The sequence below is a fragment of the Fusobacterium sp. IOR10 genome, from assembly GCF_010367435.1.
Taxonomy (GTDB): Bacteria; Fusobacteriota; Fusobacteriia; order Fusobacteriales; family Fusobacteriaceae; genus Fusobacterium_B.
This window is the reverse complement of sequence record NZ_WJWY01000019.1, coordinates 1-22957: the sequence shown is the minus strand read 5'-3', so window position 1 is coordinate 22957 and position 22957 is coordinate 1. Positions and strand designations below refer to the sequence as shown.

At 27.2% G+C, this 22957-nt stretch carries 23 protein-coding genes; 13 read left to right on the top strand and 10 right to left on the bottom strand.

The annotated features are described in order from the left end of the window. Positions 1 to 134: 134 nt before the first annotated feature. The 3 genes from GIL12_RS06600 to GIL12_RS06590 are packed head-to-tail and all read left to right on the top strand — an operon-like array spanning position 135 to position 3309. Positions 135 to 935 (top strand): acyl-CoA dehydratase activase, encoded by an 801-nt coding sequence (locus GIL12_RS06600; protein ID WP_203522559.1) that lies wholly within the window; start codon positions 135 to 137, stop codon positions 933 to 935. Continuing rightward, positions 932 to 2179: a 2-hydroxyacyl-CoA dehydratase subunit D gene (locus GIL12_RS06595; protein ID WP_163469709.1), complete on the top strand. Its 1248-nt coding sequence runs from the start codon at positions 932 to 934 to the stop codon at positions 2177 to 2179. The genes GIL12_RS06600 and GIL12_RS06595 overlap by 4 nt, the downstream gene beginning before the upstream one ends. Then, on the top strand, positions 2179 to 3309 hold the full coding sequence (locus GIL12_RS06590) for a 2-hydroxyacyl-CoA dehydratase subunit D (protein WP_163469708.1): 1131 nt from the start codon (positions 2179 to 2181) through the stop codon (positions 3307 to 3309). Before GIL12_RS06595 ends, GIL12_RS06590 begins: the two co-directional genes overlap by 1 nt. A gap of 49 nt (positions 3310 to 3358) precedes the next feature. Here the strand turns inward: GIL12_RS06590 and GIL12_RS06585 are convergent, their stop codons facing one another. Beyond that, complete coding sequence (locus GIL12_RS06585; RefSeq protein WP_163469707.1) at positions 3359 to 4252, bottom strand: fumarylacetoacetate hydrolase family protein; 894 nt, start codon at positions 4250 to 4252, stop codon at positions 3359 to 3361. A gap of 109 nt (positions 4253 to 4361) precedes the next feature. On the opposite strand from GIL12_RS06585, the gene GIL12_RS06580 reads away from it, so the two are divergent. Next, positions 4362 to 5201 carry a WYL domain-containing protein gene (locus GIL12_RS06580; protein ID WP_163469706.1) on the top strand — a complete coding sequence of 280 codons (840 nt, stop codon included), beginning with the start codon at positions 4362 to 4364 and terminating at the stop codon, positions 5199 to 5201. A gap of 47 nt (positions 5202 to 5248) precedes the next feature. Here GIL12_RS06580 and GIL12_RS06575 read toward each other — a convergent pair whose 3' ends face one another. The 3 genes from GIL12_RS06575 to GIL12_RS06565 form a co-directional block, all read right to left on the bottom strand. Further along, entirely contained in the window at positions 5249 to 6172 is a 924-nt protein-coding gene (locus tag GIL12_RS06575) for a sirohydrochlorin cobaltochelatase (protein ID WP_163469705.1), read from the bottom strand. A 15-nt stretch (positions 6173 to 6187) separates the two neighbouring features. Further along, positions 6188 to 7174, bottom strand: a complete 987-nt coding sequence (locus GIL12_RS06570; RefSeq protein WP_163469704.1) for a DNA polymerase III subunit delta — start codon at positions 7172 to 7174, stop codon at positions 6188 to 6190. 84 nt (positions 7175 to 7258) lie between these two features. Beyond that, positions 7259 to 9367, bottom strand: a complete 2109-nt coding sequence (locus GIL12_RS06565; RefSeq protein WP_239056074.1) for a heavy metal translocating P-type ATPase — start codon at positions 9365 to 9367, stop codon at positions 7259 to 7261. 137 nt (positions 9368 to 9504) lie between these two features. Here GIL12_RS06565 and hydE point away from each other — a divergent pair, with 137 nt between their 5' ends. From hydE to GIL12_RS06545, 4 genes are all read left to right on the top strand, one after another. Further along, complete coding sequence (hydE, locus tag GIL12_RS06560) at positions 9505 to 10593, top strand: [FeFe] hydrogenase H-cluster radical SAM maturase HydE (protein WP_163469703.1); 1089 nt, start codon at positions 9505 to 9507, stop codon at positions 10591 to 10593. A gap of 127 nt (positions 10594 to 10720) precedes the next feature. After that, entirely contained in the window at positions 10721 to 12217 is a 1497-nt protein-coding gene (locus tag GIL12_RS06555) for a sodium:alanine symporter family protein (protein ID WP_163469702.1), read from the top strand. Between the two features lie 99 nt (positions 12218 to 12316). After that, a complete protein-coding gene (locus tag GIL12_RS06550; protein WP_163469701.1) occupies positions 12317 to 12856 on the top strand; it encodes a chromate transporter in 540 nt (179 codons plus the stop codon). After that, on the top strand, positions 12853 to 13404 hold the full coding sequence (locus GIL12_RS06545) for a chromate transporter (RefSeq protein ID WP_163469700.1): 552 nt from the start codon (positions 12853 to 12855) through the stop codon (positions 13402 to 13404). Before GIL12_RS06550 ends, GIL12_RS06545 begins: the two co-directional genes overlap by 4 nt. An 84-nt stretch (positions 13405 to 13488) precedes the next feature. On the opposite strand, the gene GIL12_RS06540 is transcribed toward GIL12_RS06545, so the two are convergent. The 5 genes from GIL12_RS06540 to GIL12_RS06520 all read right to left on the bottom strand — a co-directional run bounded on the left by GIL12_RS06540 (position 13489) and on the right by GIL12_RS06520 (position 18872). After that, positions 13489 to 13893, bottom strand: coding sequence for a C-GCAxxG-C-C family (seleno)protein (locus GIL12_RS06540; protein WP_163469699.1), 405 nt, complete (start codon positions 13891 to 13893; stop codon positions 13489 to 13491). 72 nt (positions 13894 to 13965) lie between these two features. Beyond that, positions 13966 to 14907 carry an AEC family transporter gene (locus GIL12_RS06535; protein WP_163469698.1) on the bottom strand — a complete coding sequence of 314 codons (942 nt, stop codon included), beginning with the start codon at positions 14905 to 14907 and terminating at the stop codon, positions 13966 to 13968. A gap of 20 nt (positions 14908 to 14927) precedes the next feature. After that, positions 14928 to 15680, bottom strand: coding sequence for a YdcF family protein (locus tag GIL12_RS06530; protein ID WP_163469697.1), 753 nt, complete (start codon positions 15678 to 15680; stop codon positions 14928 to 14930). Positions 15681 to 15700: 20 nt separating this feature from the next. Beyond that, positions 15701 to 16207 carry an HAD family hydrolase gene (locus tag GIL12_RS06525; protein ID WP_163469696.1) on the bottom strand — a complete coding sequence of 169 codons (507 nt, stop codon included), beginning with the start codon at positions 16205 to 16207 and terminating at the stop codon, positions 15701 to 15703. 310 nt (positions 16208 to 16517) lie between these two features. Continuing rightward, on the bottom strand, positions 16518 to 18872 hold the full coding sequence (locus tag GIL12_RS06520) for an aminotransferase class I/II-fold pyridoxal phosphate-dependent enzyme (protein WP_163469695.1): 2355 nt from the start codon (positions 18870 to 18872) through the stop codon (positions 16518 to 16520). 178 nt (positions 18873 to 19050) lie between these two features. On the opposite strand from GIL12_RS06520, the gene GIL12_RS06515 reads away from it, so the two are divergent. The 5 genes from GIL12_RS06515 (at position 19051) to nhaC (ending at position 22816) form a co-directional block, all read left to right on the top strand. Then, positions 19051 to 19671 carry a DJ-1/PfpI family protein gene (locus tag GIL12_RS06515; protein WP_163469694.1) on the top strand — a complete coding sequence of 207 codons (621 nt, stop codon included), beginning with the start codon at positions 19051 to 19053 and terminating at the stop codon, positions 19669 to 19671. A 50-nt stretch (positions 19672 to 19721) separates the two neighbouring features. Continuing rightward, positions 19722 to 20201 (top strand): peptidylprolyl isomerase, encoded by a 480-nt coding sequence (locus tag GIL12_RS06510; RefSeq protein WP_163469693.1) that lies wholly within the window; start codon positions 19722 to 19724, stop codon positions 20199 to 20201. Between the two features lie 31 nt (positions 20202 to 20232). Beyond that, on the top strand, positions 20233 to 20661 hold the full coding sequence (gene rpiB / locus GIL12_RS06505) for a ribose 5-phosphate isomerase B (RefSeq protein ID WP_163469692.1): 429 nt from the start codon (positions 20233 to 20235) through the stop codon (positions 20659 to 20661). 26 nt (positions 20662 to 20687) lie between these two features. Then, positions 20688 to 21029: a histidine triad nucleotide-binding protein gene (locus GIL12_RS06500; protein WP_163469691.1), complete on the top strand. Its 342-nt coding sequence runs from the start codon at positions 20688 to 20690 to the stop codon at positions 21027 to 21029. Between the two features lie 314 nt (positions 21030 to 21343). Next, positions 21344 to 22816 (top strand): Na+/H+ antiporter NhaC, encoded by a 1473-nt coding sequence (gene nhaC, locus GIL12_RS06495; RefSeq protein WP_163469690.1) that lies wholly within the window; start codon positions 21344 to 21346, stop codon positions 22814 to 22816. A gap of 52 nt (positions 22817 to 22868) precedes the next feature. Here nhaC and GIL12_RS06490 read toward each other — a convergent pair. Beyond that, the coding region (locus tag GIL12_RS06490; RefSeq protein ID WP_163469728.1) for an IS3 family transposase at positions 22869 to 22957 on the bottom strand (89 nt) is incomplete at its 5' end.

Genomic DNA, 22957 nt, shown 5'->3' with positions numbered 1-22957 from the left:
AATTTAAAAATATGAAATAGCTGAGATTATCTCTTTCCTCTTTAAGAGGGGAGAGATAATCTTGCATTATCATATATAACTATAAAGTTATGGAAAATGAAATATTGACAGATATAATTTTGATTGGAGGAATAATGAGCGCTATATATACAATGGGAATTGATATAGGTTCTACAGCATCAAAAAGTGTTATACTAAAAGACGGAAAAGAAATAATAAGTAAAGCAGTTATTGATGTAGGGGCAGGAACTAGTGGGCCAAAAAGAGTTATAGAAGAAGTAACTAAGGCAGCAGGTCTTTCTAGAGAAGATATCAGCTATATTTTAGCTACAGGATATGGTCGTAATTCTTTATTAGAATGGGCAGATAACCAAATGAGTGAATTAAGTTGTCATGCAAAAGGAGCCAATTATTTATTTCCAAATGTACGAACAGTAATAGATATTGGTGGTCAAGATGCTAAAGTCTTAAAAGTTGGTCCAAACGGAGTTCTAATTAATTTTGTAATGAATGATAAATGTGCAGCAGGAACAGGAAGATTTTTAGATGTAATGGCTAAAATATTAGAAGTTAATATTGGTGAGCTTGAGGGATTAGGAGAAAAATCTACTGAAGATGTTAGTATAAGTTCAACTTGTACTGTATTTGCAGAATCAGAAGTTATTTCTCAATTATCTAAAGGGGTTCATAAAAATGATATAATTAAAGGAATCCATCGTTCAGTAGCAGGAAGAGTTGGAGGATTAGCAAAAAGAATTGGAATAGAAGATGATTTAGTAATGACAGGGGGAGTTGCATTAAATGGTGGTGTGGTTGAAGCCCTAGAAGAAACTTTAAATCATAAAATAAAGAGATCTCCATTGACACAATATACAGGAGCAATAGGGGCAGCATTGTTTGCATATAAAAAATATGAAGGAGTGGATAAGAAATGAGCGAAGCAATAAATAAACCAGCTGAAGAAAAAAAAGCTGCAAAATATGTACTTAGAGAAGTAGTAGAGAGAGAAGTTTACCAAGCAGCATGGGATGCTAAAAAAAGAGGAGAACCTGTAGGGTGGTCATCTTCTAAATTCCCTTCTGAAATAACAGAAGCTTTAGGACTAAATTTAGTTTATCCAGAAAATCAAGCAGCAGCAATAGGGGCAAAACATGGTGGAGAAAGAATGTGTGAACATGCTGAAGCTATGGGATTTGACAATGATATTTGTGCTTATGCAAGAATAAACTTAGCTTACGCTGCAGGACATGAAGCAGCAGAAAAACCAATGCCACAACCAGATTTTGTTTTATGTTGTAATAACATTTGTAATTGTATGACAAAATGGTATGAAAATCTAGCAAGAATGCATAATATTCCTCTAATTATGATAGATGTTCCTTATGCAAATACAAAAGAACCAGATCAAAATAAAATAGACTACATTCGTGGGCAATTTGACGATGCTATAAAAAAATTAGAAGAAATAGCTGGTCGTAAAATGGATATGGCAAAATTTGAAGAAGCTTGTTCTAACGCAAATAGAGCAGCAAAAGCATGGTTAAAAGTATGTAGTTACTTACAATATACTCCAGCTCCTTTTGCAGGATTTGATTTATTTAACCATATGGCAGATATAGTTACTGCCCGTGCAAAAAAATCAACAGCATTAGCTTTTGAACAATTAGCTGAAGAATTAGAAGAAAATGTAAAAACAGGAAAATCAACATGGAAATATGATGAAAATCATAGAATTATGTTTGAAGGAATCCCTTGTTGGCCTCAATTAGGAAAATTATTTAAACCATTAAAAGAAAGAGGAATAAATACAACAGCTGTTGTATATGCTCCTGCATTTGGTTTTGAATATAATAATATGGATGAATTAATGGCAGCATATTGTAAAGCTCCAAACTCAGTTTGTATAGAAAAAGGTGTAGAATGGAGAGAAACAATTTGTAAAGAAAATAATGTTGATGGAATTTTAGTACATTATAATAGAAGTTGTAAACCATGGAGTGGTTACATGCCAGAAATGGAAAGAAGATTCCGTAAAGATTTAGGTGTAGCAGTTGCAGGATTTGATGGTGACCAAGCTGATCCAAGAAACTTCTCTGAAGAACAATATAATACTCGTGTAGAAGGACTTTTTGAAGTAATGGAAGCAAATAAAGCTGCAAAAGAGGGAGGAAACAAATAATGACTAGAATAGAAGAATTAATAAAAGAATTTAAAGACATTGCATATAATCCAAAAAATCAATTAGCTAAATATAAATCACAAGGTAAAAAAGTTATAGGATGTTTTCCATACTATATTCCAGAAGAATTAGTTTATGCAGCAGATATGGTACCAATGGGAGTTTGGGGAAAAAGTGGAACTCCTAATAAAGCAAAAGAATATTTTCCATCATTCTATTGTACAATAGCACAAATGGGATTAGAAATGGGATTAGACGGAACTTTAGATGGATTGTCAGGAGTAATATTAAGTTCAATATGTGATACTTTACGTCCATTTACTCAAAATTTCCGTGTTGCAGTTCCTCAATTACCATTCATGTTTCTTGCACATCCACAAAGCAGAAAACCTGAATATGGAATTAAATATACAATGACTGAATATAATAGAATAAAAGGACAACTAGAAGAAATAGCTGGAGAAAAAATAACTGATGAAAAATTAGTTAATGCATTTAAAGTATACAATGAAAGTAGAGCAGCAAGAAGAGAATTTATAGAACTTGCTGGAAAACATTCAGATGTAATATCAGCAGTTTCAAGATCAGCAGTATTAAAAAGTGCATTCTTTACATTAAAAGATGAACATACAGCTTTAGTAAAAGAATTAAATGAAGAATTAAAGAAAATGGCAGAAGTAACTCCTAAAGGAGCAAAAGTATTCACTTCTGGAATTATTATGGATAATCCAAAATTATTACAATTATTTGATGAATATGGATTAGTAATAGTTGGTGATGATGTAGCTCAAGAAACAAGAGCAATAAGAGAAGACGTTCCTATGGATGAAAAAGATCCAATGAGAGCTTTAGCAACTCAATTTGCTAATCAAGATAACGATACTATCTTATACGATCCAACTATATTTACAAGACCAACTTATGTAGCAGAACAAGCTAAAAAAGCAGGTGCTGAAGGTGTTATCATAGGTATGATGCAATTCTGTGACCCAGAAGAAATGGAATATCCATCATTAAGAAAAGCTTTAGATGAAGCTGGAATGCCTCATGTTAAATTTGGTTTTGACCAACAAATGGTAGATTTTGGTCAAGCAAGAACTTCTTTACAAGCTTTTTCAGAAAATTTCTAATAATTAATAAATTAATTAAAAGTGGAGCTATATCAATAGCTCCACTTTTTTATTTAACAATATTTATAAGATTTCCAATTCTTTCTATAAAACATTCTATTTTATCACCAGAATGCATGTATTTTGGAGGATTAAAGCCTACTCCAACTCCTGAGCATGTTCCAGTGGCAATAATATCCCCTGGTTCAAGAGTAATGCCTTGAGAGAGCTCTGAGATCATTTTATTAATTGGGGTAATCATATTTTCAGTATTTGATTTTTGTCTAAGTTCTCCATTTAAAGAGCTTGAAATTTCAAGATTAAAAGGCATTGGTAGTGAAGATTTATGAACAATAAAAGGTCCAAGAGATGTAAAGGAATCTAAACTTTTACCTATATACCATTGTCTATATTTACCTTGAAGATTTCTAGAAGAAATATCATTCATAATAGTATAGCCAAATATATAATCTTCAACATTTTCTTCCTGTATTTGAAAACCTTTCTTCCCAATAATAACAGCTAATTCAACTTCGTAGTCTAAAGAATCATTAATATCAAAATGAGGAATAATATAATCCTCTGGTCCAAGTATGTAAGTAGCTCTTTTAGAAAAATAAATTGTATTTTTTTTATTATTATCTATTGATTTTTTTATTTCTTTTAAGTGATCCATATAATTAAATCCAGCACAAATTATGTCGTGTTTTGTACTTTTAAAGGGAGATAAAATAATAATGTTTTCAACTGGAAAAATAGTATATTTTTCCAAACTATTAGAAGTACTTACTTTATTTAATTTGAGAATATCTTTTTCACTAAGAGTTTCTATTAATTCTAAAGTTGAATGAAAATTAAAGGCAGAATCAATAGACTTTAATTCAATAACAAATTTTTCACATTTTGACAGAATACCAAGATTTTCTTGCTTTGAGTTTTTTGAAATAAATTTTAAAAGTTTCATAAATTTCTCCTTTTTTAGAAGTGATTATATTGAATATATTATACACTAAAAAATATAAATTATGTTATAATAGAGAAAATAATTTATTATTTTTTGGAAGGTGGTCAAAATGAAAAAAATAAGAGTGACAGTACCAGAAGATATTTGGCGTATGATGAAAAATGATATTGAAGAATTTGGAATAAATAATAATAAACTTTGCAATTATATTTTAGATAAATTAAAGTATAAAAAAGAAATAGATATTGAAAAAGAACTAGAAACCCAAGGTAGACCTTTAAAAAAAATAGTTCAATTTGATTTAAATGTTTCAAATAAAAAAATTTATTATGATATCTTAAAAGAAAATAATGTTGAAATAGAAGCTGAATTTTTTAGAGAATTATTTGAAAGATACTGTTCTAAATTTAAATATATAAGGGAATTATTTGTTTTTGAAGATAAGGTTAAGATAATACTAGAAGCCATAAGAAACAAGAAAAAAATAAAAATAAAATATAATAATAAAATTGAAACAATAGAACCTTATTTTTTAAAAAGAGAAGAACAAGGGGATGAAAATTTCTTGTTTTGTTTCACAGATTTAGAAAAAGTTTATCACAATTACAAATTGAAAGATTTAGAGGTTATTTCAATATTAGAAGAAAAAATAAAAGGGAAAAATAAAAAATACATAGAAAGCGTCAGGAAAAAATTTGATCCTTTTTTAGGAAATGGAAATTTTGTTAAAGTTAAACTTTCAGAGGAAGGAAAAAAACTTCTTAAAGGGCTTACCAATTATAGACCACAATTAGTAAGTAAAAAGAATGATATTTATATTTTTGAAGCTTCTAATGAGAATGCAAAATTATATTTTAGACAGTTTTTAAAAGAAGCTATAATATTAGAACCACTAGATTTAAGAGAAGAAATGAAACAAGATTTTTTAGAGGCGTTGAAAAATTATTAAAAGGATTGTATCTTATAAAATACAATCCTTTTAATATATTAATTAAATTATTTATCCTTTTGTTTGCTATAGAAAAGTTTTTTAGAAATCATATCTTCTTTTTTATGAGTGATCATAAAATTAGCATTTTCAATCATTAATTCTCTAATTTCTTTTATTTCCCCTAGCCCTTTAACTCTATTTATAACAATGAAACCATTTTCTTCAAGTTTTTCTTTCCAATCAACTGCAATATCGTTATTTGCATGATCTCCAGCAACAAACATAAAAGGAGTAAGGATAACTTTTTTAATATTGTCTTTTTTTAAATTTTTAATGACATTATCAATAGTTGGATAGCCTTCAATGGTACCAACATAAAAAGGAAGTCCAAGATCTTTAGCAGTGTAGTCAACACAAGCATAAGTGGAATTGGCAGAATCTCTAGTTCCATGTCCCACAAGAACAACTCCTTCATTATCCTCTAAATCTCCAATATCTTTTTTTAGAATAGTTAATACTTTTTTATAGTTTTCATTTTCTCCAAGAAGAGGAGCTCCGATTCTAATATCTTTAAATTTAGTTTTATATAATTCAATTTGTTTTTCTAAAGTTTTAAATTCTATCCCAGGAATAATATTACTAGGTTGAACTATTAAGTAAGTGTATCCTTCTTTTTCAAGTTTATCAATAGCTTCAGCAGGATTATCTTTTATAATATTTCTACTTTTTAATCGTCTCATTATAATTCTAGAAGTATAAGCTTCAACAACTTTAAAGTCAGAAAATTTATTTTTAGCGTCATTATTAAGTGCATCAATAGTTTTGACTCTAGTGTCATCAAAAGTTGTTCCAAAATGTACAATAAGAAATGAAAGTTTATCATTCTTAGTCATATTTTCTTTTATTTTAGAGTCAACATATCCTTCTTTTTCAATTCCAAAGGAGATTAAAGATGTTGTTAAAAATAGCCCTATTAATATTTTTTTCATAAATTACCACCTTTATTAGTTATTAAAATTTAATATAAATAATTCAATAGAGGAGAAACTATCCATTAATCCAGCTTTAAATTTGAATTCAGCTTTTAAACACTCTATTAATTTTTTTTCTAAAAAATCAATTTTGAAATTCTTAAGATATTTAAATTTTAAAAATAAGGGATAAGGATGAGTATAGCGATTTTTATTTTTAAATATTTCTTTTATACCTGTATAAACTTCATTTTTAAACAAATTGAAATTCATTGTGGAGTTAATAATACCTCTTTCTTCTAAATCTTTTAATTTTATTAGTAAGGAAATTTCTTCAGAAATAATATTTAAAAAGAGCATATAATTTTTTGTGTTTTTTAAATTTAATATTAAATCTTTACTTTGATTTTTATATATTAAATTTTGAGAAAGAAAATTTAAATTAAACTCATTACTTATTGATAAAATAGGAATAATTTTTTCCAAGTTAAAGGGTGTATTATTTAAAAATAAGTTAACTTTATCAATTTCATTTTTTAATTTAATAAAATCCTCTCCTACCATTTCTAAAACTTTTTCAGCTTCATAATTGGAACAATTTAATTTTTCTTTAGCATAGAATAATAATGCTTTTTTTTCATCATTTTTTCTAGCTGAAATTAGTTTACATATTTTTTCAGCAGATTTTAAAGTGGTTTTTGAAACTTCATTTTGTATAACTCCAAAATCATTAAAAATTTCATTATATAATAAAATTATAATTTTTTTAGAATAATTAAATTCATTCAGACCTTTAAAAAATTTAGATAAATTTTTTAAAGTTTCAGTTTTTTTTACAATAATAAGCTCCATAGGAGAAAACATGTTATTAGATGATAATGATTGAAAAATTATTTCTATATTATCTTGAGAAGCATCAAAAATTTTTTCAGTTAAATTTTTATTTTCAGCTCTCACTTTTTTCAATAGAGTTTCATACTTAAGTTGTAATAGTGTATCTCCATATAAAAAATAAATCAAAATTATAACCTCCTAAAAAAGGTTCCTATATTTAGTACAGGAACCTTTAAATGTTTTGAACTAACATTTGTATTATATCATAAATTATAGTTTTTTAATGGTTAATATTTTAGAAGCATTTAAAACAGCAATTAATGAGACACCAACATCTGCAAAGATAGCCATCCATATATTAGCAAATCCAAAAAGGCTAAGTAACATTACAGCAAGTTTTATTCCAATGGAAAAAACAATGTTTTCTTTAACAACCTTTTTATTAATTTTGACAATTTTTAAAAGTTCAATTAATTTAGAAGGTTCGTCGTTTATTAAAACAATATTTGCTGATTCAATAGCAAGGTCACTTCCAATTCCACCCATGGCAATACCAATATCCGATACATTTAAAGAAGGTGCATCATTTATACCATCCCCAATGAAAATTGTTCCAACGCTTTTATTTTTAATATTATTTAAAATAGAAACTTTATTTTCAGGAAGCAAATTGGTGAAAATATTTTCTTTTTTAAAACCAATTTGTCTTCCTATCATTTCTCCAGTTTCCTTGTTATCGCCAGTTAATAAATATGAAGAAATATTAAGAGTATCAAGGAACTCTATAGTTTCCTTAGAATCTTTTTTTATTTCATCTGATAACAAAATAGCTCCAATAAGAGCATTGTTTTTAGCAATATATATAACAGAATTTGTTTCTTTTAATTTTGAAAGATGACAATCAATTTTAAAATGCTCCATTAATTTAATGTTTCCAACTAATATAGAATTATTTTTATAGATGCAAGAAGTTCCTTTTCCAGAAATTTCTTCATGATTTTTTATTTCACTTTCATCTATTTTTATATTTTTATATTTTAGAATTGCCTTTGCTAAAGGATGATTTGAATAAAGCTCACCAGCCTTTGCAAGTTCAATAATTTCCTTTTCAGAAGAATTGAAATTTATAACTTTATTAACCATAAAAATCCCCTTAGTTAAAGTTCCTGTTTTATCAAAGACAACAGAATCAATATTAGTTAATCTTTCTAAAAAATTTGCTCCTTTTATGAGAATTCCTCTTTTGGAAGCTAACCCAATACTACTAAAGAAAGTTAAAGGAATAGATAATACAAGTGCACAAGGACATGATATAACTAAAAATATTAAAGATTTTTTAAACCAAATTTGGAAATTTCCAAAAAATAATGGAGGGAAAATTCCAATAATAATTGCTGAAACAACAACCATTGGAGTATAGTATCTTGCAAATTTAGTAATAAATTTTTCCACATCAGCTTTATTGACATTTGATTCTTCAACCATTTTAATAATTTTATTAATAGCAGAATTTTTATATTCTCGAAGTACTCTAATTTCAAGAACTTTTCCAAGATTAACACTACCACTTAAAACTTCTGATCTTTCTTCTACAAAGAGAGGTAATGATTCTCCAGTTAATGTGGACGTATTAAGGTTAGAGTTTCCCTTTACTACAATTCCATCTACAGGAATACTTTCTCCAACTTTGACAATAATAATATCATCTTTTTTTAAAGTTTCAGGTTTAACAACCTTCATGTCCCCTGATTTAGTTTTAAGATTAGCATTAATATTTTTTAATTTTAAAAGTGATTCAATTGATTTTTTAGAATTTTCAACAGCTTTTTCTTGAAAATGTTCTCCTATTTTATAAAAGATCATAACTCCAATAGCTTCAGTGTATTCTCCTATTGAAATAGCTCCTATAGTTGCAATGGACATTAAAAAATTTTCATCTAAAAAGTTTTTGTTCTTTAAATTAACAACTGATTTCCAAAGAATATCATAACCAATTATTAAATATAAAATTATTAAAACTATTGTTTTATATAAATTATTTTGAAATAAAAATGAAACTGCCAAAACAATACTAACAGCAATTAAAGTAAAACCTTCTAATTTATCATGAAAATAGAAATTTTCTTTAGAATCTAAATTTTTATTTTCATTAAGACTTTCTAAGTTGAAAGTAACTCCATGTTCTATTTTTCCAGCAATTAAGTTAATTTTTTTAGCAAGGGAATCTTTATTTAAATTTTCAGTTGAAGTTATAAATAATTTTTTTGAATAGAAATTTAAATGACATGTTTCTACTTCAGGTAAATCCTTAAGAGCAGTTTCAATTTTTTGAGCACAATGGGCACAGCTTAAGTTATGTACAGTTAATTCTAATTTCATAATAGACCTCCGTTTTAGGATATACCCCCATATGTATAAATATTATCATGTATGTAACTATTTTGTAAAGAATTTTTTTAAAAAACAAAAAAAATGTTATTATATAGATGTTATAAAATTTAATTTAAGGAGGAAAAATGATAAAGAGAATATTAGAAAAAAAAGTATTAAATAAAGAAGATTTATTAAAATTAATGTTAATAGATAACCAAGAAGATTTAAATATACTTTTAGAAAAAGCATATGAGATTAAATTAAAATATAGAAGTAACAAAGTTTTTTATAGAGGCTTAATAGAATGCAGTAATATTTGTATAAAAAACTGTAAATATTGCGGAATAAGAAACGAAAATAAAAAAGTAGATAGATTTATTCTAAGTAAAGAAGATATATTAGATTCAGCTAAAATTATTTATGATAGCGGATACGCTTCTATGGCTATACAAGCTGGAGAAAGAAATGATAAAAAATATATTGATTTTATTGAAGACGTAGTATATTCTATTCAAAATATGTCAAAATTAGATATGGGAATAACATTATCTTTAGGAGAGCAAACTTATGAAACATATAAAAGATGGTTTGATGCGGGAGCGACTAGATATCTTTTAAGGATAGAAACAACAAATAGAGATTTGTTTACAAAAATACATTATAAGGATAAACTACATTCTTATGAAAAAAGAATAAAAGCTTTAAAAGATTTAAAAAAAATTGGATACCAAGTGGGAACTGGTGTTATGATTGGGCTTCCAGGACAAACAGAAGAAGATCTTGTGAATGATATTTTATTTTTCAAAGAAATAGATATTGATATGATAGGAATGGGTCCTTATATTTTACATGAAGATACTCCGATGGGTATTGAATTTAAAGACAAACTTCTTCCAAATAAAAAAAGGTTAGAGTTATCTTTAAAAATGATTGCAATTTGTAGAATTTATCTTCAAAATATAAATATAGCTGCAACAACAGCATTACAAGTGTTAGATAAATTTGGAAGAGAGCAAGGAATAAAAGCAGGGGCAAATATCATAATGCCAAATGTAACTAAAAAGGATGCAAGAAAAAATTATAATTTATATAATGGAAAACCAGGATTGAAAGATAATTCAAATGATGTAAAGAAATCATTGGATGAAAATTTAAAAAATATAGGAGAGGAAGTGGGATACTTTCAAAAGGGAGATTCCCCACATTATTTTAAAAGATTAAAAAAAAATTAAACAAAAAAAATTAAACAGTAGTCTTGACTTTATAATGTTTAATAGTGTATACTTTTTTATAAGTATGTAAAAACATAAATATTAGATTACAAAAGTGTTTAAATTTCTTTGAAAAAATGGAGGATAGATGATAGAAAATATAGTGGCTAGGGTATTTATTAGTGTAATAGATGCTTTAAATAAATTTTTATGGGGAGATGTAATTGTTTTTAATTTAGGAGGAGTGAAAATAGGATTAAGTATAATAGTTTTATTATTATTGCCTTCAGGTATATATTTTACTATTAAAACTAAGTTTTTACCCTTTAGATTATTTCCTCAAATGTTAAAGGCTGTAGTTGAGCCAAAAAAAACAAATGATAGTAAAAGTATTTCAGGGTTTCAAGCTTTAATTGTTGCAACAGCAACAAGGGTAGGTATGGGAAATTTAGCAGGAGTTGCAGCAGCAATAACATTTGGTGGTGCAGGTGCAGTGTTTTGGATGTGGATAGTGGCTTTATTAGGTTCAGCAACAGCTTTTATAGAATCTACCTTAGCACAGATATACAAAGAAAAAGATCCATTATATGGTGGATATAGAGGTGGACCAGCTTATTATATAAAAAGAATGTCTTTAGTTACAAAAATAGAAGAAGAAGATATTAACAAAATCCAATTAAAAGATAGTAATAAATTAAAAGGTAGCTGTGGGAAAGTATTTAGAAAAGCTTCTGAGTTTAAACTGATGGCAGGATTATTTGCAATATCAGCTTTAATATGTTGGGGAGGAATAAGTCAAATAGTTGCTAATTCAGTATCCCAATCATTTAACAATGCTTTTGGTATATCTCCTTTATATACTACTATATTGTTGGTAGTTTTATCATCAATAGTTATATTTAAAAAACAAGCAGTTGTTATGATTTTAGATAGGATAGTGCCTGTTATGGCAGGGTTATATTTACTTATAACAATATTTATTTTATTTAAAAATATAACAGTTATTCCAAATATGTTTAGAGAAATTATAAGTCAAGCTTTAGGCTTTAAGCAAGTTGTAGCAGGAGGATTTGGAGCAGTTTTAATGAATGGAGTTAAAAGAGGATTGTTTTCAAATGAGGCAGGGTCAGGGTCAGCTCCTTGTGCAGCAGCAGCAGCAGATATAGATCATCCTGCAAAGCAAGGTTTAATTCAATCTTTAGGAGTATTTATAGATACATTATTTATTTGTAGTTGTTCAGCTTTTATTATACTATTAGTTCCTAGTGATAAAATGAAGGGACTTATGGGGATGGATTTATTACAAGAGGCAATGAGATATCATATTGGAGAAATTGGAGTTATATTTATTGCAATAATTTTATTCTTATTTAGTTTTAGTACTTTTTTAGGATTAACTTTCTATGCTAGAGGAAATGTGGCATTTTTATTTGGAGATAGCTGGAAGGCTCAAAATATTTACAGAATATTTATGATAGCAATGTTATTCTTTGGGGGGATTGCTCAATATACTTGGGTTTGGAATTTAGGAGATTTAGGTGTAGCTTTAATGACAGTATTTAATATTTTGGCTATTTTACCATTATCTGGTCAAGCAATAGATTCTTTAAAAGATTATGAACTTAAATTTTTGAAAAAAAATTAATTATAGTGAAGAAAGTTATTGAAAAATAGCTTTCTTTTTATTTGTAAAAAAATTGAATTGATGTATAATTAATATATAATAATTTAAAGGAGAATATTAATGGATAAAGATAAACACTTATATTTAAAATTATTTATTTCTACCTTTTATTTAAGTGCTTTTACTTTTGGTGGAGGATATGTAATAGTACCTTTGATGAAAAAGAAATTTGTTGAAGATTTAAAATGGATAGAAGAAAAAGAGATGTTAGATTTAATTGCAATAGGGCAATCTTCCCCTGGAGCAATTGCAGTAAACACTTCAATATTAATAGGATATAGAATGGGAGGATTAAAGGGAGCATTTGTAACAATTTCAGGAACAGTTTTACCTCCTTTAATAATTATTACAATAGTCTCTATGTTTTATTCTGTTTTTAGAGATAATAGAATAGTTAATGCAGTTTTAAAAGGAATGCAGGCAGGGGTAGCTGTTATAATTTTCGATGTGGTATCCACAATGGCTATAACAATTTTAAGAAGTAAAAAAATTTTTATGGTATTATTAATGATATTAGCATTTTTAGCTGCTTATATATTTAAAGTAAATGTGGCAATAGTAATAATAGTTGCAATGATAATTGGGGTGATTAGAAAATGATGTACATTAAAATATTTTTAAGCTTTGTACAAATAGGTCTTTTTAGTATAGGAGGAGGTTATGCTGCTCTTCCTTTAATTGAACAAATTTTAGTTAATCAAAACCATTGGATTACTATGGGGCAATTTACAGATTTAATAACTATAGCTTCTATGACTCCAGGACCAATTGCAATAAATGCATCAACCTTTGTTGGAACTAAATTAGGTGGAATTCCAGGGGCAATAGTTGCCACAATAGGATGCGTTACTCCATCTTGTATTATTGTAATAACATTAGCTCATTTTTATTATAAATATAAAAATTTAAAAAGTGTAAAAAAAGTTTTAGAAACTCTAAGACCAGTTGTTGTAGCCTTAATTGGTACTGCAGGAGTTTCAATAATGTCAGTTGCTTTTTGGGGGAATAAAGAAATAGGAAAGTTAAGGGATATAAATCTGACAGCATTAGGAATTTTTTTATTTTGTTACATAATATTTAAAAAAAGAAAAATGAATCCAATTGGAATAATAATTATTTCTGGATTAATTGGAGTAATAATATATTAAAACAAAAAAAGACCCTCTTTTTATATGATTCCTAGAATTTGAATTTAAAATTCTTTAGAACAGCATATTATAGAGAGTCTTTTTTTATTTAGCTTTAATATAATTTTTTTTTTCTGAAATAAAATTTTCAAGGACATTAGCAGCAAGTTCAACAGTTTTTAAACAATGGAATTCTTCACTTCTATATTTTTCCTTTAAATCAGTACAAACGCTTGTTTCTAATTTTTTTTCAAAATTGGAAATAAATTCAGTTGAAAGTTCGTGCATTACTTCTTTTTCCACAATAAAAATTTTCCCTAAAGCTGCAAGTCCTCCTGTTAAAGCTCCACAAATTCTTCCACATCCAAGACCTCCACCAAAAGCAGTTACAAGTTGAAAATCATTATCCTTTAAATTTAGATGGTAATATTCATTTGTAGCAAGTAAAATTGATTCAGCACAGTTATAGCCTTTTTCATGGTAATATTTTTTAGCAATTTCTTCTAGCATCTTAGTCCTCCTAAATTTTTTCTTCTTCACTTATTATACAATGAAATAGTTTTTATTATCAATGTTATATTTTTAAATTTTAAAATATAAAGCAGTTATTATAAATAAAACAATACTTATAAGTGTATATATAATTGTAGCATTACTAATCAATTCTTCATTTTTAGTATCTCCAGCAACCCCTAGAAAAACTGTTAGAGAGTATACAGGAGGAAGAACAAATAAAGTTGTATAGGAAACATTTAATAGCCATGTTGATTCAAAAAAATTATTAATAACAAAAATTTTAAAAATAATTCCTGTACTTATAACACATATAAACCGAGCTATAATTAGTTTAAAAGTTTCCTTTGAATTTTTCAATGAAATTTTAGAGGAATATCCAATACTAATTAAAATAAGAGGTGTTGCTAGAGAGCCAACATATGTTATAGCAGAAAAGATTCCATTTACAAGGTAATTAGTATGAATAAGTTCATTGACACCTAATTGGTTAAAGAAAAGTCCAAGACCAATGGAAATAATTAGAGGAGATTTAAAGAATCCTTTACAATATGAGATAGAAAATTTATGATTATACAATTTCATATTAACTAAAGAATAATATATGAACCAAATAAAAAATTCATGTCCAAGTCCAATAATTGAAAAAAGGCCAAGATTTTCTTCTCCATACATTATTGAAAATAATGGAATTCCAATAAGTCCAAAAGCAAATCCACTACTAAAAAAAGGAGACATATTGGAAGAAATAAATTTTAATTTGTAGATTAAAAATCCAAGAAAATACATGAAAACTAGTAGGCATGTGGTTATTAAAGATAACTTTAAAAATTTAATATCAAATTTCATAATAAAAAAAGCTTTGAAAAGAACAGCAGGCAAAGAAATATTGACAACTAGTTTTTTAATTTCTTTCATTCCTAGAATACTTAAGTAATTATTTTTACGTATAAAAATTCCTATAGTAAATAGAACTATTATTGGAAAAATCTTGCTTATTATTTGTAGCATATCAACCCCTTTTTGTTAATTTAGTATCTCATATAATAGTAAATTCTTCCTATATATTCATGTAAGACAATATTAAAAATAGATAAATTCTCAAAATTAGGAAGATAATTTAAGAATTTTTTATTGGATATATTTTCTAAATAACCAGCACTTTCAGGATAAAAAATAAGGGAATCATCCTTAAATATAGCCATAGATCTAGGCATATGATATGCTGATGTTATTAAAATTCCAGATTTAAAATTATTATTATGCATTATTTCTTTTATATATTTAGAATTTTCAGCAGTGTTTCTGCTATTTTCTTCAATAAAAATATTTTCTTTGCTAATTCCAGAATCAATAAGAATTTTTTTATAAATTGAACTTTCACTTTCTTTATTGTTGAAACTTTTCCCCCCTGAGATATAAATTGGTTTCTGTTCTTTATTATAAAGTTCAATGGTTTTTAAAAGTCTTGGATAGGCATTTTTGGTTGGAAAAGAACTTAATGATTTATTAGTTAAAATTCCTCCTCCAAGTAGTATATAAATATCAGACTGTTCAATATTTTTTTCAGATACTTTTGAAAAATTATTTTCTAAAGTATGTATAAGTGGACTAACAAAAAAATTACAAGAACAAGAGTAAGTAATTAAACTTATTAATATTAAAGAAATTCCACTTTTAGTTTTTCGATTAATAATATTGAAAAATCCAATAAAAAATAATACCAAAATAAATATAAAAGGAGAAAATAAAAATAATGAAAATATTTTTATAAATTCAAACATTTTAATATTACCCCCTTTAATTATTGTTCTGTTGAAGAAAAGTTGTCAATAATATTATTCCAAAGATTTTCTTTTTTTAACAAGTATTCTAAAAATTCTCTCACAGCTCCATTACCACCATTTTTTGTAGAAATAAAGTCCGATATATTAATTATTTCATTAACAGAGTCTTTTGGGCAACCTGAAAGTCCACAATGTTTCATAACTTTTAAATCAACTAAGTCATCACCCATATAAGCAGTTTCTTCAAAAGAAATATTATATTTTTTTAGTATAGTTTTTAAATCATTAACTTTATTTCTACTTCCTTGTATTACATCCTTTATACCAAGTTCTTTAGAGCGTTTTTCTACAATATTAGAGGTTTTTCCTGTAATAATAGCTATTTTTAATCCTTGTTTAATAGCTTGGGAGATAGCTAGTCCATCTTTCACATCAAAAGATTTCATTTCATTTCCAAAGTTATCAATATATAGTTTTCCATCTGTAAGTGTTCCATCAACATCTAAAACAATTAATTTAATCATAAATCCTCCTATATTTTTAGTGATCATTATGATTTTATCATAAATAAAATTTATATTCTAATAAAAATAGTTATAAATAAAAAAAAATGGGAAGGGGCAACTTTCCATTTTTTTTTATTTATAACTATAAGGTTAAGGAAACTAGATGGGAAATTAGGAATTTTCTTCCACCTAATATAAATGAATTCTATCAAAAAATAAAATAAAAGTAAAATAGTAAAAAATAATAGAGCTATAAGTTTTACTTATAGCTCTATCTAATATGTGTTTTTCTAAAGGATGTTCTTTTATTTGTCTTAATGTATACTTTTTAATATATAGGGTTTAGAATATAATCTGTAAAATCTTTAACAAGATGTGCAGTTTTATGATTCATATCGTATATTGGATTATACTCAACAATATCCACAGAAGTTATAAAATAATTTTTAAATAAAAATTTAAAACTCTTATAAACATCATCTTCATCTAAACCATTTTTAACTGGAGTACTAACTCCTGGAGCAAAATTAGGATTAATAGAATCAATATCCAAACTTATATGGATATCTTCAACTTTCAAGTAATCTTTAATTTCTTCTAATACATTATCCATACCTTTTCTAATAATATCATCATAATGTATAACTTTAACTCCTAGTTCTTTAATAACATCATATTCTCTTACATCAATATCTCTAGCACCAATAATAACAACATTTTTAGGATTTATTTTTTGACCTTCAAAGAAACAATTAACTAACTCAGAGTCTCCAGCTCCTTGAAGTAAAGCAAGCGGCATTCCATGAATGTTTCCTGTTAATGTAGTTTCATCTGTATTCATGTCAGCATGGGCATCAATCCACACTACTCCAAGATTTCTATTAGTTTTTGCAACACCAGAAATACTTCCAAGGGAAATAGAATGGTCTCCACCAATTATTATAGGCCTATACCCATCCATAATAGATTCATCAACTGCTTTAGCAAGTTTTTCGCATGTGTGCAAAATTGTGTTTTTATATTTTAAATTTGGAGAATTGAAATTCTCCCTTTGTTTTTCAACTTCAATCACTTCAATTTCATCAAAAGTATCTTGATAATTTTCAATTAAAACGTCAATACCAAATTCTATTCCAGATTTATCTGCCCCTAAATTTAAAGGAACACCAAATAATTTATTTTTCATTTTTTCAGTATAGATATACATAGCGTCTTCTTCTTCAATTACTTTAATAGTATTTAATTGAGAATCTTCCATTCCTTGAAGTTGGATTTTAGTTTCTTTAAGTTCATAAACATAATCCACAATTTCTTTACTAATTCTTTCCCCAGGAGTTATTATTGGAATTCCTGGTGGATAAGCCATTATCATTTCAGCGCAAATTTTACCTTCACTTTCATCAAAAGGGATTACATTTGTTTCACTGTAGAAAGCTTCTCTTGGTATTAAAACTTGTTCTGGAACAGAAGGAATTCTGATAGATTTTATTGGCTTAACATCTTTAGTGTTAAAAAATCTTAAACTAATATCCTTAAGTGCGTCAATTAATTTAGTAACACTTTCTTTAGAATCTCCTAAAGTAATTACTCCTAAAACATTATAGAAATCTGAAAGTTCCATTTGAATATCATATTCTTCAATTAAAATTCTTTCTAATTCAAATCCTGTAATTCCCATTTCTTTTATGGAAATACTCAACTTTGTTGGATCAAAGGCAAATACTCCTTCTGTTCCTACTATTTCTTCTCCAAAAGAAAAAACACCAGGAATTTTATTTAATTCTGATCTAGTAAAGTTAGCAAGATCAATAGCCTTTGAAATAAGTTCTCTACCATTTGTTGCAATTTGCCTCCTAGCACAATCAAGTGATGCCATAAGAGGATATGAAGGTGAAGTTGTATGTAAAAGACTAAGTATTTGTTGAATTCTACTAGGGCTAACTCTATCTGAATTAACATGTAATAAAGACATTTGAGTCATAGCTCCAATTATCTTATGTGTACTTTGACAACAAATATCAGCTCCTGCATCAACTGCTGAGATAGGTAGATCTTCATGAAAATGAAGATGAGGTCCATGAGCTTCATCTACTATTAATGGTAAATCAAAATCATGAACAATATCAGCTATTTTTTTAATATCAGTGGCAACTCCATAATAAGTTGGATTGATAATTAAAACAGCCTTAGCATCTGGATGTTGTTCTAACATTTTTTCAACAGTATGAGGTTTAACCCCGTGAGCTATTCCTAAATTATTGTCAATTTCAGGATTCATATATACAGGAATTGCTCCAGATAGTATAATTCCAGCAGAAACAGATTTATGAACATTTCTAGGAACTAATATTTTTTCTCCTGATTTTACAACTGCAAGGATCATAGCTTGAATGGCCCCAGAAGTACCATTAACAGCAAAGAAACTTTGGTCTACTCCATAGGCATCTGCAGCTAATTCTTGCGCTTGTTTTATGTAACTTGTTGGATGGTGTAGCCCATCAACCATTTTAAAAATAGTAACGTCTATTTTTAAGGGGTTTCTACCTATAAATTCAAGGAATTCTTTATCCATACCATTCCCTTGTTTGTGTCCAGGAACATGGAAAGGAGTAATATTTTTTTTTGCATAAACATCTTTTAAAACTGTAAATAATGGTGTTAAATTTTGGTCTAATTTAGCCATTCAAACCTCCTTAATATTTTATTTAATATTATACAACAAATAAAAAAAAGTTGTTATTTAAATTTATTTTTATGATATAATCAAACAAGGTATTGTATTTGACTTTTTTCATTAAGTCAATATTTTTTTTATTTTTTTAATTAAAAAGAAAATAATGTTTTGAAAGGGTGAAAATAATATGAAAAAGATATTACTTTTAATATCCAATGGCAGCGAAATTTTAGAAATAGCTCCCTTTATAGATGTATTCGGATGGTATAATATAATTTTTAAAAAATATGGGGAAATAAAAGTAGTGACAGCTTCATTTACTGATGATTTGTCTTCAAAAATTTCTTTTAGTGGAATGAAAATAATACCTGAAATAGATTTAAATAAAGAAAAAATAAATGTGGAAGATTATTATGCAATAGTTATACCTGGAGGCTTTGGAAAATATGGTTATTTTGATGACTTTTTAAGAGAAGAAGTAAAGGAACTTATTTTTAAATTTGTACAAAGAAAAAAATTAATTTTAGGGATTTGTACAGGAGCAATAGCACTAGGAAGTATAGGTACTCTAAATAATAAAAAAGCAACAACATACTTAAGTGAAAACAAAAGATATTTTAATCAATTAAATAAATATGGAGCTAATGGGGTTTTGGAAGAAATAGTAGAAGATGATAATATAATAACTTCATCAAATCCTAAAAGTGCTATTAATTTAGCTTTTTTACTTTTAGAAAAGTTAACCTCAGCAGACAATAGAAAAATAATAGAAAAAGAGATGGGTTATAAAATAAAGGATGAAATTTAAATAAATTTATGGTATTCTTAAAATATAAAATATAATAGTGAGGTGAAAAAATGAATATAGAAGAGGGAAAAGTAGTAACTTTAGATTTTAAAGTTTATGATAATAAGAACAACGAATTACTAGAGGATACTAAAGAAGTGGGACCATTTCTTTATATCCAAGGTTTTGGAAATTTTGTTTTAAAGGTGGAAGAAGCTTTAGAAGGAAAAGGTGTAGGTTTTAAAAGTAAAATAGTTTTAACTCCAGAAGAAGGATACGGAGAAAGAGAAAAAGATCTAATAATTGAAATGGATAGAGAACAATTCTTAGATTTTGAAGATATTTATGAAGGACTTGATTTTATAGCTGATTTAGAAGATGGTGAAGAACAATCTTTTATAATAAAAGAAATTTTAGATGATAAAATAATAGCTGATGGAAATCATCCTTTTTCAGGAAGAGAAGTTAGATTTGAAGTTGAAGTAAAAGGTGTGAGAGAACCTACAGAAAAGGAAGTAGAGGCAGGAGAGCCATTGTTTGAAGGCTTTTAATAAAAATTTAATATAAATGTGAGGAGAAAAAATGAAAGTAGCTTTAGGATGTGACCATGGTGGATATGAATTAAAGATAACTGTAAAAGAACATTTAGAAAAACAAGGGTATGAAGTATTAGATTTAGGGTGTGCCTCTAAAGAATCAGTAGATTATCCTATTTATGGGAAAGCAGTTGGGGAAGCAGTTGTTGGGAAAAAAGCTGATTGTGGAATAGTTATTTGTGGTACTGGAATAGGAATTTCAATAGCAGCAAACAAAGTAAAAGGTGTAAGAGCTGGACTTTGTATGAATACAACAATGGCTAAACTTACAAGAGAACATAATAATGCAAATGTTTTAGCTTTTGGAGCTAGAATTATAGGGGATGTTCTTGCATTGGAAATAGTAGATACATTTTTAAATACAGAGTTTCAAGGGGGAAGACATTTAAGAAGAGTATCCATGATAGAAGATTAATTTAAAAATTTATGGAGGATTTTAAAATGGCAACTATATTTACAAAAATAATTAATAGAGAAATACCAGCAACAATAGTTTTTGAAAATGATAAAGTGTTGGCTTTTAAGGACATTAATCCACAAGCTCCAATACATATTTTAGTTGTTCCTAAAAAAGAAATACCAACAATAAATGATTTAAAAGAAGAAGATAGAGAATTAATTGGGGAAATATATTTAGCTATAGGAAAAATAGCCAAAGATTTAGGTATAGCTGACCAAGGATATAGAGTTATAAGCAATTGTAACGAGTATGGTGGACAAGAAGTATTTCACATTCATTTTCATCTTTTAGGTGGAAAAAAATTAGAAACAAAAATAGTTTAAAAAATATTGACATATTTTAATTTTATTATATAATAGATTGAAATAGCAAATAAATCGCTTAGTTTTATTTATAATTTTTAACAATTATAATTAAGAAGAAAGCGGGGGACCCATTCTAATCGGATTAATATCCGTAGCTAACCTCGTCTAAATATTGACAGGTAGATTTGGGATCCAATGGAAAAGTGGTTAAACATCATTGGTTTTAAAATCAATGATGTTTTTTTTATTGTTAAAATATTGAAAAATAGGGGTGATAATTAAAATTTTAGCCTTTAGGACTAAAATTTAATAGCTAGGAGGAAAAATAAAAAATGAAAAAAAATGATTGTAATGGAAGAACTACCAAGGAAGTAAAAGAAACTAAATTTATACATGCTATGATACCGTTGATATTTCTAGTAGGTTCTCTTTTTTATACCTTGAAGTTTACAGGGGCAGATCCTCATATACCTATAATGATGTCTGGGATGCTTGCTGCTTGTATTGCTATGTTCTCGTTAAAATATAATTGGGATGAAATATTAGAAGGAATATTAGAAACTATAAAGTCTTCAATGGAAGCAGCAATAATTCTATTGATTATTGGTATGGTTGTGGGAAGTTGGATTATTTCTGGTGTTGTACCAACAATGATTTTTTATGGGCTAAAGATAATGTCCCCTAGTATATTTTTACCAGCAACTTTAATGCTTTCTTTTATTGTGGCAATAGCAACAGGAAGTTCTTGGAGTACAGCTGCCACTATAGGAATTGCCCTTATGGGAGTTGGAGCAGGATTGGGAATACCTGCTCAAATAACAGCAGGTGCAATAATTTCAGGAGCTTATATGGGGGATAAGTTGTCCCCTCTTTCAGATACAACGAATTTAGCTCCAGCCATGGCAGGGTCTAAATTATTTGAACATATAAAATATATGTTATATACAACAATACCTAGTTTTATAATAACAATAATATTATTTATGATAATAGGAAATAAATATTCTAATTCTCAAATAAATACAGAGGTGTTAAATTCAATTTTAGAAACATTGAATTCACAATTTGTAATTACTCCAGTTTTATTTATAGTACCAATTATTACAATAGGATTGGTTATAAAAAAAATACCTGCAATTCCTGGATTAGTGTGCGGTAGTATAATAGGTGGTATAGCAGCAGTTTTTATTCAAGGTGTTAAATTAAAAGATTTTGTTACTTCTCTTCAAATTGGTTATGTATCTAATTCAGGAAATAACGTTGTTGATTCTCTTTTAACACGTGGTGGAATGAATAGTATGATGTGGACAGTATCTTTAATAATTTGTGCCTTATTCTTTGGTGGAGTGATGGAAAGAACTGGTATGCTTTCAGCTATAGCAAATAAAATATTAGAACTAGCAAATTCAACAGGGAGTCTAATTCTTGCAACATTGCTTACAGCTTTAGCTGCAAATGCATTAGCTTCAGAGCAATATTTATCAATTGTAATAACAGGAAGAATATTTAAAGATGCCTATAGAAAGAGAAATTTACATCCAGTAACTTTATCTAGAGTTTTAGAAGATTCAGGAACAATGACGTCGCCTCTTATACCTTGGAATAGTTGTGGAGCTTATATGATAGCTACTTTAGGAATAGCTCCATGGGTATATGTACCATATTGTTTTTTAAATTTAATAAATCCAGTAATTTCAGCAATTTATGGGTATACAGGTCTAACAATAAAATATATAGATGAATCAAATATTAAAAAAAATAAACTGAAAAATATAATAACAACAATTTTTAATTTTTCAAAATAAAGAGGGACTGTAAATGTAGTGAACCCATTTTCTTGGACATGAAATTTAATATTTAATTTAAGGATTGATTCCTGTATTCTGCAGGAGTTAATCCTTTTAATTTTATTTTAATTCTCTGATTATTATAATAATCAATATAAT

Bases quoted from the DNA above. Each gene is read 5' to 3' on its own strand.
- GIL12_RS06600 (WP_203522559.1), top strand. From the start codon at position 135: ATGAGCGCTATATATACAATGGGAATTGATATAGGTTCTACAGCATCA.
- GIL12_RS06595 (WP_163469709.1), top strand. From the start codon at position 932: ATGAGCGAAGCAATAAATAAACCAGCTGAAGAAAAAAAAGCTGCAAAA.
- GIL12_RS06590 (WP_163469708.1), top strand. From the start codon at position 2,179: ATGACTAGAATAGAAGAATTAATAAAAGAATTTAAAGACATTGCATAT.
- GIL12_RS06585 (WP_163469707.1), bottom strand. From the start codon at position 4,252: ATGAAACTTTTAAAATTTATTTCAAAAAACTCAAAGCAAGAAAATCTT.
- GIL12_RS06580 (WP_163469706.1), top strand. From the start codon at position 4,362: ATGAAAAAAATAAGAGTGACAGTACCAGAAGATATTTGGCGTATGATG.
- GIL12_RS06575 (WP_163469705.1), bottom strand. From the start codon at position 6,172: ATGAAAAAAATATTAATAGGGCTATTTTTAACAACATCTTTAATCTCC.
- GIL12_RS06565 (WP_239056074.1), bottom strand. From the start codon at position 9,367: ATGAAATTAGAATTAACTGTACATAACTTAAGCTGTGCCCATTGTGCT.
- hydE (WP_163469703.1), top strand. From the start codon at position 9,505: ATGATAAAGAGAATATTAGAAAAAAAAGTATTAAATAAAGAAGATTTA.
- GIL12_RS06555 (WP_163469702.1), top strand. From the start codon at position 10,721: ATGATAGAAAATATAGTGGCTAGGGTATTTATTAGTGTAATAGATGCT.
- GIL12_RS06550 (WP_163469701.1), top strand. From the start codon at position 12,317: ATGGATAAAGATAAACACTTATATTTAAAATTATTTATTTCTACCTTT.
- GIL12_RS06545 (WP_163469700.1), top strand. From the start codon at position 12,853: ATGATGTACATTAAAATATTTTTAAGCTTTGTACAAATAGGTCTTTTT.
- GIL12_RS06540 (WP_163469699.1), bottom strand. From the start codon at position 13,893: ATGCTAGAAGAAATTGCTAAAAAATATTACCATGAAAAAGGCTATAAC.
- GIL12_RS06535 (WP_163469698.1), bottom strand. From the start codon at position 14,907: ATGCTACAAATAATAAGCAAGATTTTTCCAATAATAGTTCTATTTACT.
- GIL12_RS06530 (WP_163469697.1), bottom strand. From the start codon at position 15,680: ATGTTTGAATTTATAAAAATATTTTCATTATTTTTATTTTCTCCTTTT.
- GIL12_RS06525 (WP_163469696.1), bottom strand. From the start codon at position 16,207: ATGATTAAATTAATTGTTTTAGATGTTGATGGAACACTTACAGATGGA.
- GIL12_RS06520 (WP_163469695.1), bottom strand. From the start codon at position 18,872: ATGGCTAAATTAGACCAAAATTTAACACCATTATTTACAGTTTTAAAA.
- GIL12_RS06515 (WP_163469694.1), top strand. From the start codon at position 19,051: ATGAAAAAGATATTACTTTTAATATCCAATGGCAGCGAAATTTTAGAA.
- GIL12_RS06510 (WP_163469693.1), top strand. From the start codon at position 19,722: ATGAATATAGAAGAGGGAAAAGTAGTAACTTTAGATTTTAAAGTTTAT.
- rpiB (WP_163469692.1), top strand. From the start codon at position 20,233: ATGAAAGTAGCTTTAGGATGTGACCATGGTGGATATGAATTAAAGATA.
- GIL12_RS06500 (WP_163469691.1), top strand. From the start codon at position 20,688: ATGGCAACTATATTTACAAAAATAATTAATAGAGAAATACCAGCAACA.
- nhaC (WP_163469690.1), top strand. From the start codon at position 21,344: ATGAAAAAAAATGATTGTAATGGAAGAACTACCAAGGAAGTAAAAGAA.